The 12,428-nt window shown below is 64.8% G+C and carries 11 protein-coding genes; 4 read left to right on the top strand and 7 right to left on the bottom strand.

From position 1 onward, the window contains the following. Window positions 1-65: 65 nt before the first annotated feature. Window positions 66-881: an MBL fold metallo-hydrolase gene (locus ACSQ3Q_RS04880; RefSeq protein ID WP_436133285.1), complete on the top strand. Its 816-nt coding sequence runs from the start codon at window positions 66-68 to the stop codon at window positions 879-881. Window positions 882-961: 80 nt separating this feature from the next. On the opposite strand, the gene ACSQ3Q_RS04875 is transcribed toward ACSQ3Q_RS04880, so the two are convergent. From ACSQ3Q_RS04875 to ACSQ3Q_RS04855, 5 genes are all read right to left on the bottom strand, one after another. Further along, window positions 962-1,615 carry a sulfite oxidase heme-binding subunit YedZ gene (locus ACSQ3Q_RS04875; RefSeq protein WP_436133284.1) on the bottom strand — a complete coding sequence of 218 codons (654 nt, stop codon included), beginning with the start codon at window positions 1,613-1,615 and terminating at the stop codon, window positions 962-964. A 60-nt stretch (window positions 1,616-1,675) separates the two neighbouring features. Next, window positions 1,676-2,680, bottom strand: a complete 1,005-nt coding sequence (gene msrP, locus ACSQ3Q_RS04870; protein WP_436133283.1) for a protein-methionine-sulfoxide reductase catalytic subunit MsrP — start codon at window positions 2,678-2,680, stop codon at window positions 1,676-1,678. 194 nt (window positions 2,681-2,874) lie between these two features. Next, window positions 2,875-4,227: a c-type cytochrome biogenesis protein CcsB gene (ccsB, locus tag ACSQ3Q_RS04865; RefSeq protein WP_436133282.1), complete on the bottom strand. Its 1,353-nt coding sequence runs from the start codon at window positions 4,225-4,227 to the stop codon at window positions 2,875-2,877. Beyond that, complete coding sequence (locus ACSQ3Q_RS04860) at window positions 4,224-6,389, bottom strand: cytochrome c biogenesis protein ResB (RefSeq protein WP_436133281.1); 2,166 nt, start codon at window positions 6,387-6,389, stop codon at window positions 4,224-4,226. Before ACSQ3Q_RS04860 ends, ccsB begins: the two co-directional genes overlap by 4 nt. 161 nt (window positions 6,390-6,550) lie before the next feature. Continuing rightward, entirely contained in the window at window positions 6,551-7,192 is a 642-nt protein-coding gene (locus ACSQ3Q_RS04855; RefSeq protein WP_436133280.1) for a c-type cytochrome, read from the bottom strand. A 72-nt stretch (window positions 7,193-7,264) separates the two neighbouring features. Between ACSQ3Q_RS04855 and yihA the strand changes: the two genes are divergently transcribed. Both yihA and ACSQ3Q_RS04845 read left to right on the top strand, forming a co-directional pair. Then, window positions 7,265-8,029 (top strand): ribosome biogenesis GTP-binding protein YihA/YsxC, encoded by a 765-nt coding sequence (gene yihA / locus ACSQ3Q_RS04850; RefSeq protein ID WP_436133279.1) that lies wholly within the window; start codon window positions 7,265-7,267, stop codon window positions 8,027-8,029. A gap of 50 nt (window positions 8,030-8,079) precedes the next feature. Beyond that, a complete protein-coding gene (locus ACSQ3Q_RS04845) occupies window positions 8,080-9,009 on the top strand; it encodes an alpha/beta fold hydrolase (protein WP_436133278.1) in 930 nt (309 codons plus the stop codon). 142 nt (window positions 9,010-9,151) lie between these two features. Here ACSQ3Q_RS04845 and ACSQ3Q_RS04840 read toward each other — a convergent pair whose 3' ends face one another. Further along, a complete protein-coding gene (locus ACSQ3Q_RS04840; protein WP_436133277.1) occupies window positions 9,152-10,018 on the bottom strand; it encodes a lysophospholipid acyltransferase family protein in 867 nt (288 codons plus the stop codon). Continuing rightward, on the bottom strand, window positions 10,015-10,872 hold the full coding sequence (locus ACSQ3Q_RS04835) for a lysophospholipid acyltransferase family protein (protein WP_436133276.1): 858 nt from the start codon (window positions 10,870-10,872) through the stop codon (window positions 10,015-10,017). Before ACSQ3Q_RS04835 ends, ACSQ3Q_RS04840 begins: the two co-directional genes overlap by 4 nt. 132 nt (window positions 10,873-11,004) lie before the next feature. Between ACSQ3Q_RS04835 and metK the strand changes: the two genes are divergently transcribed. After that, a complete protein-coding gene (gene metK, locus ACSQ3Q_RS04830) occupies window positions 11,005-12,186 on the top strand; it encodes a methionine adenosyltransferase (protein ID WP_436133275.1) in 1,182 nt (393 codons plus the stop codon). Window positions 12,187-12,428 lie beyond the last annotated feature (242 nt).

The following is a 12,428-nucleotide window of genomic DNA, read 5'->3' as shown; positions in this document are numbered from 1 at the left end:
TCCATCAAGGACCCTGTACAGGGTCCCCCGTAGAGTCGGGCGCTTTATTGCACCGCAGGATGGCCATGGCCCTGGAACTCTACCGCGACAAGAACCACGCTTGTCTGATGTTCACCGACCTCATTGAAGACGACGGCCAGGCCGTGCAGGCCAATCAGTTCCTGATCGTGGACGACGACACCGGCGCCATCATCGACCCGGGCGGCAACCTCGCATTCAATGAGTTGTTCATGGGGATGACCCAGCATTTCCCACCGCATAAGCTTTCGTACGTGATCGCGTCCCATGCAGATCCGGACATCATCGCGTCGCTGGACCGCTGGATGACCAGTACCAAGGCCCACCTGGTGATCTCGCGCGTGTGGGAGCGCTTTGCGCCGCATTTCACCAAGGCGGGCAAGACAGAGAACCGGGTGATCGGCGTGCCGGACAGCGGAGGCAACCTGCCGCTGGGGCGCGGTGAGCTGATGCTGCTGCCCGCTCACTTCATGCACTCCGAAGGCAACTTTCACTTCTACGATCCGGTCAGCCGGATCCTATTCACAGGCGATCTGGGCGTGTCGATGACAACAGGGGCCGAGGCGCGTATCCCGGTGACCGACCTCAAGGCACACATTCCGCGCATGGAGGGGTTTCACCGTCGCTACATGGTCTCCAACAAGATCCTGCGACTGTGGACGCGCATGGCGCGGCAGCTGGATATTTCGATGCTGGTGCCCCAGCATGGCGCCCCGATCCAAGGGCGGCAGGCGATCAGCGACTTCTTTGACTGGATCGAGAACCTGGTGTGTGGCATCGACCTGTTCGACGAGCGGGCCTACCAGATACCTACCGCCCGCATCGACCCCGTGAGTCGGCAACTGCGCCCCCAAATCGCTTGAATAAGGGCAAAAAACGGCTCCAGCGCTTGATTTATAAACACATGTAGCTATCTTTTTAATAGCATTCGTAACCTAAGCCCCTACCGAGCTCGCGCTGGCGACGACGTTCCCTGCGCAGCCGCGCGGCCTAAGACAGCCTTTTTTCGCAGCCGTTGCCACAGCCGCCAACCCAACAACGCCGCCAGGACGACGGCGTAAATCGCGACCTCGCCAAAATCGTTCTTGCCCGAGCGCATCCAGAAAAAATGCAGGATGGCGAGCCCCGCAACGACGTAGACCGCGCGGTGCAGCGCCTGCCAGCGCCGCGCACCCATCACCTTGATGGCGCGGTTGAACGACGTGGCCGCCAGCAGCGTGAGCAGCAGCAACGCCAACGACCCCACCAGGATAAACGGCCGCTTGATGATGTCGCGCACGATGTCTGGCACATCAAAGCCCATGTCGAACCAGGCGTAGCTCAGCAGGTGCAGCAGGCCATAGAAGAACACGAACAGGCCCAGCATGCGGCGAAACCGCGCAAGCTGGGGCGTGGCCGTGATCACGCGCAAGGGCGTGACTGCCAGCACCAGGCACAGGGCGCGCAGCGTCCAGTCGCCGGTGGCGCGGATCAAAGCCTCCGCAGGATTGGCGCCCAGCTGGTTGGTGGCAGTGGCAAACACCAGCCAAGCCAGCGGCAGCAGGCACAGCACAAACATCACAGGCTTGGCGGCCGGATGGAGCAAGAGTTTTCGCATGGATCTGTCGGGCCTATGGAGTCAAAGTGCAGCGCAGGTGGTCAGGCGTGCCCTCGTGCATCAATAGAACTTCTTGAGATCCATGCCCGCGTACAGCTGCCCTACCTGCGCTTCGTAGCCGTTGAACATCAGTGTCTTGCGCTTCTTGGCGAACAGGCCGTCCTCGCCAATGCGCCGCTCGGTGGCCTGGCTCCAGCGCGGGTGGTCCACCTCGGGGTTCACGTTGGAATAAAAGCCGTACTCCTGCTTGGCGGCTTTGTTCCACGCCGTGCCGGGCTCCTTCTCGACAAAGCGGATCTTGACAATGCTCTTGGCGCTCTTGAAACCGTACTTCCACGGCACCACCAGCCGCACAGGTGCGCCGTTCTGGTTGGGCAGCACCTCCCCATACATGCCAAAGGCCAACAGCGTGAGGGGATTCATCGCCTCATCCATGCGCAGGCCTTCCACATACGGCCAGTCGAGCACGCGGGAGCCGACAAAGGGCATCGTCGCCTTGTCCGCCAGCGTCACAAACTCCACGTACTTGGCGCTGCCCTGCGGCTCCACGCGCTTGATCAGCTCAGACAGCGAATAGCCCACCCAGGGCACCACCATCGACCAGCCCTCCACGCAGCGCATCCGATAGATGCGCTCTTCCTGCGCGCTGAGCTTGAGCAGGTCTTCGATGCCGTATTTGCCGGGCTTTTTGACGAGGCCTTCGACCTCCACCGTCCAGGGCATTGTCTTCAGGGTGTGGGCGTTGCGCGCGGGGTCTGCCTTGTCGGTGCCGAACTCGTAGAAGTTGTTGTAGGTGCTCGCGTCCTTGTAATCGGTGAGCTTTTCCAGCGTGACGGCCCCCGCCACCGCCGATCGGGTGCTGGCCAGCGCCGCCAGCTTGCCGGGCCGCGGCACCGCCGCCGCCTGCGCCATGGCCTCGCGCCCTGCCCAGGCCGCCAGAGCCGCCCCTGCGGCGCCGCCGGCCATCAGGCGCAGCATCTGGCGCCGATCTTCGTAGACCGAGCGCGGTGTGATCTCGGAGAAATGAGGGTGGTTGAAACCTGTGTCGCGGGGAGGGATCAGCATGGCGGTCTCCGGTGGGGAACGTGGCACGTTCTTACGTTGAAACGATGTGGCGGTAGAGCAGAACAACTGTTAGTTCGTTCCCTGTACCGCTCAGGTTACACCGAAGACGCAATAGTTTCATGCGCGCCTTCACCCAGCCACACCCTTCCCGCCACCCTCCACGCCACCCCGGAGCGCAGCACGCAGAGGCTGGCCTACAAAGTGCCGTAGCTGTGCAGCCCCGACAAGAACATGTTCACGCCCAGGAAGGCGAACGTCGTCACCGCCAGGCCGACCAGCGCCCACCAGGCCGACACCGTGCCGCGCAGGCCTTTCATGAGGCGCATGTGCAACCAGGCCGCATAGTTGAGCCAGACGATCAGCGCCCAGGTCTCCTTGGGGTCCCAGCTCCAGTAGCCGCCCCAGGCCTCGGCCGCCCACAGGGCGCCCAGCACCGTGGCGATGGTGAAGAACGCAAAACCCACGGCGATGGATTTGTACATCACGTCGTCAAGGATCTCGAACGACGGCAGGCGTGCAGCAATCCGCTTGCGCCCGAACAGGATGCCGACAGCGATCAGCGCCGAGATAGCCGCATAACCGACCCAGTAGCTGCCGCCCGCCTCGGCCACGCCACGCTGGCGGAAAGCGATGGGCACGAAGCACAGGGCCGCACCCAGCAGCCATAGAGGTGTCAGCTTGTACCAACGCGTCTCATCAGCCTGCTGCTTGATCAGATAGGCAAAAGCCACCATCGCAGCCAGCGCGAAGGTGCCGTAGCCGATGAAGTTGGCGGGCACGTGCAGCTTCATCCACCAGCTCTTCAAGGCCGGCACCAGGGGCTGGATCTCGTGTGCCTCGCGCACCACGGTGTACCAGAGCAAAAAGCCCACCGCGGCACTGACCACCAGCATCACGAAGCCGCCCAGGGCCCGCGTGTCGTACTGCTCTTCGTAGTACAGGTAGAAGGCCGCCGTCATCCAGCAGAACAGCACGAACACTTCGTACAGGTTGCTCACCGGGATGTGGCCGATGTCGGGGCCGATGAGGTAGCTCTCGTACCAGCGCACCAGCGTGCCGATGAGCGCCATGGCCACCGCCACCCAGGCGATGCGCGAGCCCAGCAGGCTCATCGTGCGGCCCTCTCCGCGCGAGAACATGCCCACCCAGTAGAAGATGGTGCTCATGAAGAACAGCATGCTCATCCACAGGATGGCGGACTGGCTGGACAGGAAGTACTTGAGGCCGAACACCGTATCGGCCCGCGCCAGGCTGCCCGCACCATCGTGCTGGTACAGGCCGATGGCCATCAGCGCCACCGCCGCCACCACCAGCAGCAGCACACGCAGCGGGCGCCAGAACCAGCACAACCAGATCGTGCAGGGAATGGCGCCCAGCAGGATGCCCTTCTCGTACCCATCCATGAAGCTGCCGTAGCGTTGCAGCGCAAACAGCCCCCCGGCCGCGACGATGGCGGCAAACAGCCAATCGAACCAGTTGCGGCGGGCGAAGAACCCCTCGTTCAGGGTGATCGCGGTGTTGTTCGTGTTGCTGGTGGCGGTGTTCATGCGGTGCCTTCCGGGGCCTTGCCGGCCCCGATCAGTTTCTGTGCGAGCTGGACGAACTCTTGGTCGCCATCCATCGTCTTGCGGTTGGTCGACAGGGCCATGGTGGCGCGGGAGCGGCCACCCTCACCTTCGTGGGGAGCAACCCAGATCCATACGCGCCGCTCACGCACGTACAGCATGGCAAAAACGCCCAGGATCAGCAAGGCGCAGCCCAGATAGACGATGCTCTTGCCCGGCGCGCGCGCCACCTGGAACACGCTGGCCTGCACCTGGGTGAAGTCCTTGAGTTCAAACACCAGCGGCGCAGGGTAGATCTGCGCGTCAGAAAGCGACAGCACGGCCTGCGTCATAAAACCCTGGGTCTTTTCGTCCTGCGGCAGCGGCGGTAGGCCGGCCCGTTGGCGCGACAGCTGCGCCACCTCGAACAACGTGCCGTTGAGGATGCGCACCAGCACCTCGCCGGCGCGTGCGCGCTCGGCCTCCGGCACGTTGGCTTCCATGAAGTCCGACACCGCCTGCAGGCCGCCCGTGGGCTTGCCATCGACCATGCCGCGGCCGGCAAACAGCGCCAGCGCGCGCGACGCAGACTGGCGCAGCTGTTCGGCCAGATCGGTGCGCGAGGGGTCGACGGCCTGCGCCACGTAGCGGCGCACGGCCGCCTCGCGTGCTTGCTCGTCGGCCAACGCGGCCTTCATGCGCATAAATCCGTCCATGCTGCCCTTGTCATCGGCGGGCACCCGCAGGTAGCGAAAGGGCTCTGCCGGTGTCTCGCGCACACCCAGCAGGAACACCGGAGCGCCATCGCCGGTGTCCACCGGCAGCATGTAGTTGTGGAACTCGCGCGCCTGGCCAGCGGCGTCGCGCAGCTTGTAGCTCACGCTCGGGCCGACATTGCGCAGCTCTTTCTTGGTGACGGTCTTGTTGGCCGCGCCCAGGCGTGATTCGACCGATTCGCGCAAGTCGACTTTGCGGACATCCACGCCCGCACCACCGGGGCCGGCGCCACCGAAATTTTCCACGTTGATCGTGCGCAGCGCAGTGAATTCGAGCGTGAGCTTGTCACTGCCCGGGCCGCCGCCCTGGTTGGTGAGCTCGGTGGAATTGCCCACCACGCCCTCGATGTCGAACGGCTTGGCGCCCGCCACCATGGGCACGGCCCGCAGCTTGAGGTGCGAGCCGCCGTCGTCAAAGCTCGACTGGTAGATCTCGATGCCTTTGTAGCTGGCCGGGTGGTTCACCTCGACGCGCGCCGGGATCTTCTCGCCCGTGGCTTTGTCGTGGATGACGATCTCGCTGGCGAACAGCTTGGGCATGCCGGTGGAGTAGTGCTCCACGATGAACTTCTTGAGCTCGATGGCGAATGGAAGGTCCTGGAGCAGCACGCCGTCGGACTGGTTCAGGATCGCTGTGCTCGACTGCGTGCCTTCGGCGACCAGCAGGTTGCCGCGGAACGTGGGGTTGCGCTCGGACAGCCGGTGCTCGGGCTTCACGTCGGCGATCAAGCCGCCACCCTGGTAGGGCGTCTTGCCGCCCAGCAGCATCTGGGCACGCACGATAAGGTCGCCGTCCAGCAGACCGCCCAGGCACACCAGCACGATGGCGCTGTGCGCGGCGATGTAACCCAGCTTGTTGGCCGCACCCGCCTTGGCCGCCACCATCCAGCCCGTGCCGGGGCCCGCGGGCGTATCGCGCTGCTGCAGGCGCACCTTCCAGCCGCCCCCGGCCAGCAGCGTGCCGATGCGGCGTGCCTCGGCCTCGGGCGTCTCGTGGAGGTCCGCCTCGGCCTTGTGGTGAAAGGCTTTCAGGCTCTGCTCGCGGATGTTTTCTTTGTAGACCCTGAGGTCCACCAGGATCTTGGGGGTGTTGCGGGCAATGCACAGCGAGGTGCTCGTCACCAAGAACGCCAGGATCAGCAAAAACCACCAGGCGCTGTACACCGCGTTGAGCTTCACGGCGCCAAACAGCTCGGCCCAGAAAGGCCCGAACTGGTTGACGTAGTTGACCGCCGGCTCATGCTGCTTGAGCACCGTGCCGATCACCGAGGCGATGCAGATCACCGTCAGCAGCGAGATCGCAAACCGCATGGAGGACAGCAGTTCGACCCCGGCGCGCAGTGCCGCTGAGCCAGTCTGGACGCGAAGGCCCTGGGTGTTGTCGGACATGAATGAAAAAATGGAGCGAGGGTGCTGCGGTGCGCGCGGGAGAGAGATCAAAGCAAAAAGGGCGGGACCATCCTTGCGATGGACCCGCCCTTTTTGGGGTTGTTATTGGCGGTAGGTTCCGTGCGGCCCGTTTACCAGGGCCACGGGTTGACGAAGATCAATCAGCGCAGGCCGGCGATGTAGTCCGATACCGCCCGGATTTCCTTGTCGTTGAGCTTGGCCGCAATCTGCGTCATCTGGATGCTGTTGGCACGTTTGCCTTCGCGGAACTCCGACAGCTGCTTGGACGTGTAGTCGGCGTGCTGGCCGGACAGGCGCGGGTACTGGGCAGGGATGCCGGCACCGTTGGGGCTGTGGCAGCCGGCGCAGGCAGCGATGTTGCGGTCAGCAATACCACCGCGGTAAATGCGCTCGCCCAGTGCCACCAACTCCTTGTCCTTGGCGAAACCGGGTTTGGCGGTCTTGCCACCCACCCAGTACGAGATGTTGCGCATGTCGTCGTCCGACAGGGCCGAGGCAAAGCCCTTCATGACGGGATCGTTGCGCTTGCCGGACTTGAACTCCTGCAGCTGCTTGACCAGGTATTCAGGGTGTTGCTGCGACAGCTTGGGGTTGGCCGCGATGGCCGAGTTGCCATCGGCGCCGTGGCAAGCCGCGCACACGGCGGTGAAGCTTGCCTCGCCTTTGACCAGATCGGGCTTGGCCGCCTTGGGCGGTGCCGCGGGAGCCTCCCCCGCTGCGAAGGCCGAGAAAACAGGTGCTGCCAGTGCGGCAGCTGTCAACAAGGAGGCAAGCAACTTCATATCGAGGGTCTATGTTTATGTGCGCAAAACCTCGCGATTCTACAATGATGGTTCTTTCTCTCCCAACGCCCCATGACGACCACCCCTTCTGCGCCAGTTGCTGGCTCCCTCCCGCCCGCACCCGACGCCAAGATCGCCATGGGCTGGATGCACACGGCCAGGTTCCTGACCACGGCCGCGCAGCTGCACCACCTGCCGCCCATCCACGTGCCCGAAATCGCCTTTGTGGGCCGTTCCAACGCGGGCAAATCCACTTGCATCAACACCCTGACGCAACAAAAGCAGCTGGCGTTCGCCTCCAAAAGGCCAGGACGCACGCAGCACATCAACCTTTTCTCTCTGGGCAAACACGGCGTGACCGATGCGGTGCTGGCGGATCTGCCAGGCTACGGCTACGCCAAGGTCTCGCGGTCCGACAAGGTGCGTTGGCAGCAGGTGATGGTCAACTACCTGGTCAGCCGCCCCGGGCTCACCGGCATCGTCTTGCTGTGTGACCCCCGCCTCGGGTTGACCGAACTGGACGAGGCGCTGCTTGAAGTGCTGCGCCCCCGGGTCGAGGAAGGCCTGAAATTCCTCATCGTGCTGACCAAGGCGGACAAGCTCACACGCTCTGAGCAAGCCAAGATCCTGTCGATTACGCGACTGAACGCGGCCGGCGGAGAGGTGATGATGTTCTCAGCCCTCAAGAAGCAGGGCGTGGACGAGGTGGCCCAGTTGCTGTGGCAGTGGGCGCACCCGGAGCAGGCCGCGGTGCCTGCCGCTGGCGCACTGGCAGGCGTCACGGACGCCGCTGACGCCTCCACGCCAGATGCCGATGAGGAATTTGAGAAAAATTAGGCTCCAGCGCTTATCTATCATGCGCTAGTAGCTATCAAGTTAATAGCGCCATGATCCAGACCCGCCCCGTCACTCTGCCCCACAGCATCACCCTGCACTGCCGCACCAGCGGCGTGGCCGGCCGGCCCGTGCTGCTTTTTCTGCATGGTTTCCCCGAGGGGGCATTCATCTGGGACGAACAGCTGGCGTACTTCGCCCGTCCCGAGAACGGCGGCTACCGCTGCGTCGCGCCCTACCTGCGCGGCTTCGGGCCCTCCAGCAGCCCAGCCGAGGTCGAAGCCTACCGGGCCAAGCACCTGGTGCAGGATTTGGTGGCGCTCATCGCGTCGGAGTCGCCCGGCGGCCCGCTCGAATGCCTGGTGGCGCACGACTGGGGCGGCGCGGTGGCCTGGAACCTGGCCAACCAGCAGCCCCAGCTGATGAAGCGGCTGGCCATCGTCAACTCCCCGCACCCCGGCGCCTTTCTGCGCGAGCTGCAGCACAACCCCGCGCAGCAGGCGGCCAGCCAGTACATGCACTTCCTGTGCCGCGCGGACGCCGAGGCGCTGCTGGCCGAGAACGATTTCGCCCGTCTGTTCGGCTTTTTCGACGGCCCCGATGGCCGCGCACCCGCCTGGCTGACCGACCCCGTGCGCGCCCAGTACCGTGCGCTCTGGCAGCAGGGCCTGACGGGCGCCTGCAACTACTACCGCGCCAGCCCCCTGCGCCCGCCGCGCAACAAGGCCGGCAGCGAGGGCGGAACCGAGGACGACAGCGTGCAGGCCATCACCCTGCCCGACAGCATGCTCACCATTGCCGTACCCACGCTGGTGCTCTGGGCCATGGACGACCCGGCCCTGCTGCCGGCCCTGCTCGACGGACTGCCCGGGTGGATTCCACAGCTGCAACTGCAACGCATTGAGCAGGCCACGCACTGGGTCGTGCACGAGCATCCCGAGCGCGTGGCGATGGAGCTGCGGCGCTTTCTGCAATCAAAATGATAGCTATCAGCGCTTGATGGATAAGCGCTGACGCCTGTTTTTGCTAAAAAACCGGCCCTGAAGGTCCCTTGCACCCAAGCCCGGGGAGACCTGCGTTGCCAGCTCCACCCGACATGGCCAGCCGCGCGGCGCAGCGTTGCCGTCAATACACCGAAGCTTCGCCCTCGGGCCGCGTCTTGAAGCGCTTGTGCACCCAGTAATACTGCCCCGGGGACGCATCGATGTAGCCCTGCAGATTGGCATTCATGAGGGCGGTATCGGCCTCGGCGTCTTCGGTCGGGTAGCCGGGCCAGGCGGGCGAAATCTCAGCCACGTAGCCGGCAGGCGTGAGGCGCGTGACCATGGCGATCACCTTGGCCCGCCCCAGCCGCGCGAACCGGGGCAGCGACGGCACGGTGGCCGCCTGCACGCCAAAAAATGGCACGAACAGCGAGTCATTGCGGCCAAAGTCCATGTCGGGCAGCAGGTACAGCAGGCCGCCCTTGCGCAGGTTGGCGATGATGGGCTTGACCCCGTCATTGCGGTTGAGCATGCGCACATCGCCAAAACGCTGGCGCCCCTCGCGAAACCACGCGTCCACGGCCGGGTCCGGATGGGTCGAGAAGATTGACGTGAATGCCCGCGACGTGTGCAGCGTGAGGGCCGAGCCACCCGCGTCCATGCCGTAGAAATGCGGCGCGAAGATGATGGTGGGCGTGTCGCCCTCCAGCTCTTGCAGGGCGCCCGTGAGCTTGACGCGGGCCTGCACCACATCGCGCGGCGCAAACCACAGCCAGCTGCGGTCGAGCCAGGACTGGCAGAACACCACAAACGTTTCTTGCGCCCACGCGCGGCGCTGGGCCTCAGGGGCGTCGGGGTAGCACAGCGCCAGGTTGCGCAAAGCCACGCGCCGGCGCGGCGCAGCCAGCACGAACAGCGTGCGGCCAATCAGCCATCCCATGCCGCGCAGCACCGGCAGCGGCAGCCGCGCCAGGACGCGCATGAACCACACGCCCAGGCGCCCCGTCATGCAGGCACCTCAGCAGCGGCGGCGGGTGCGTCGGCCCGGGGTTTCTTGTAGCGGGCGTAGCCCCAGAGGTACTGCTCGGGGCATTGGCGGATGAGGTGTTCCATGGCCTGATTGATCTGTACGACGGCAACGTCGATCTGGTCGGACAGCGGCTCTGCGAGCGGCTCGAAATGGGTGACAAAACCGCGGCCCCAGGGCAGTCGCTCGCAGCGCGCCAGCACCACGGCCGCGCCGGTCTGCTGCGCCAGGCGCACGGCCAGCGTCATGGTGTAGGCATCGCGGCCAAAAAATGGCGCCCATAGGCCCTGCCCATCAGGCGGCACCTGGTCGGGCAGCAGGCCCACAGCCTCGCCCCGGCGCAGGGCTTTGATCATCTGGCGCACGCCTGCCAGCGTGGTGGGCACGGCCAGCATGCCGGGGCGGTTGCGGGCAGTCTCCATCACCTTGGCCAGCCAGGCCTGGCGCGCGGGGCGGTACAGCACGGTGATGGGGCCGCGCTCGGCGCTCCAGCGGCGTGCGGCGGCCTGGGCCGACAGCTCAAAACACCCCTGGTGCGGCGTGAGGTACACGATGCCCTTGCCCGCCGCATAGGCCGCCTCGACACACGCCTCGCCCTCGATTCGGCAGGGCATGGGCGCGCCCAGCCACAGGCGCGGCAGCTCGGTCACCATGCGGCCGGCGTGCGCCACGGCGGCACGCACCGCGCCAAACGAATAGCCGGCCAGCGCCACGTTGGCCAAAAAGCGCCGCCGGTACGTGGCCGACGCCACAAACGCCACCCAGCCCATGGCCGCGCCCATGATGTGGAGCAACCACAGCGGAAACACGGAAAAAAATTGGAAGACGACTGGCATTAAAATGGACGGGTCGCTGAGTTAAATGAGCAACTTGCAGGGCGACGTAAAAAAAATCTGCTAAAGCGTTCGCCAAAGCTCCTTCGGGGTGAGGGCAACGCCCCAAATGCCGGAACACAGGAGTTTATTCAAATGGCGAACGACTTTCTCTTTACCTCGGAATCCGTCTCCGAAGGCCACCCCGACAAGGTGGCCGACCAGATCTCGGACGCGATTCTCGATGCGATCTTCAAAGAAGACCCCCGCTCGCGCGTTGCCGCCGAAACGCTGACCAACACCGGCCTTGTGGTGCTGGCCGGCGAAATCACCACCAACGCCCACGTGGACTACATCCAGGTGGCGCGCGACACCATCAAGCGCATCGGCTACGACAACACGGACTACGGCATCGACTACAAGGGCTGCGCCGTGCTCGTGGCCTATGACAAGCAATCCAACGACATCGCCCAGGGCGTGGACCACGCGTCCGACGACCACCTGAACACCGGCGCCGGCGACCAGGGCCTGATGTTCGGCTACGCCTGCGACGAAACGCCCGAGCTGATGCCCGCGCCCATCTACTACGCCCACCGCCTGGTCGAGCGTCAGGCCCAATTGCGCAAGGACGGCCGCCTGCCCTTCCTGCGCCCCGACGCCAAGTCGCAAGTGACCATGCGCTATGTGGACGGCAAGCCCCACAGCATCGACACCGTGGTGCTCTCCACCCAGCACCACCCCGACCAGAGCGAAACCCAGACCAAGATGAAGGCCTCGTTCACCGAAGCCATCATCGAAGAGATCATCAAACCCGTGCTGCCAAAAGAGTGGCTGCAGAACACGCGCTACCTGATCAACCCCACCGGCCGCTTCGTCATCGGCGGTCCCCAGGGCGACTGTGGCCTGACCGGCCGCAAGATCATCGTGGACACCTACGGCGGCGCCTGCCCGCACGGCGGTGGCGCGTTCAGCGGCAAGGACCCAACCAAGGTGGACCGCTCGGCCGCCTACGCCGCGCGCTACGTGGCCAAGAACATCGTGGCCGCCGGCCTGGCGCGCCAGTGCCAGATTCAGGTGGCCTACGCCATCGGCGTGGCCGAGCCGATGAACATCACCGTGTACACCGAAGGCACGGGCGTGATCTCCGACGACCGCCTGGCCGCCCTGGTGCGCGAGCACTTCGACCTGCGCCCCAAGGGCATCATCCAGATGCTGGACCTGCTGCGGCCTATCTACGAGAAGACGGCAGCCTACGGCCACTTCGGCCGCGAAGAGCCTGAGTTCAGCTGGGAACGGACGGACAAGGCAGCTGCACTGCGTGCAGCAGCGGGGCTGTAAATCCCGCCACGCTACTTGCGCGGTTATCGGTCTTCGGGCGCAGTTTCATACCGCGCCAGCGATGTGAACGAAGACCAAGGTACGGATAAGGCAGCGGCACTGCGTGCTGCCACCGGGCTGTAAAGCCCTCGCGCACGTGCGGTGTGTCAGCCACCGCAACACCACGACTCCAAAGCCGCAACGCCCCGCGTTGCGGCTTTTTCTTTGCCCATTCGCATTGCGCACACCCCCGTTGCGGCTCT

Source organism: Acidovorax sp. LjRoot129, assembly GCF_964253765.1.
GTDB lineage: Bacteria > Pseudomonadota > Gammaproteobacteria > Burkholderiales > Burkholderiaceae_C > Acidovorax.
Note: the sequence above shows the minus strand (reverse complement) of the source record. Positions and strands in the feature narration are given on the sequence as shown.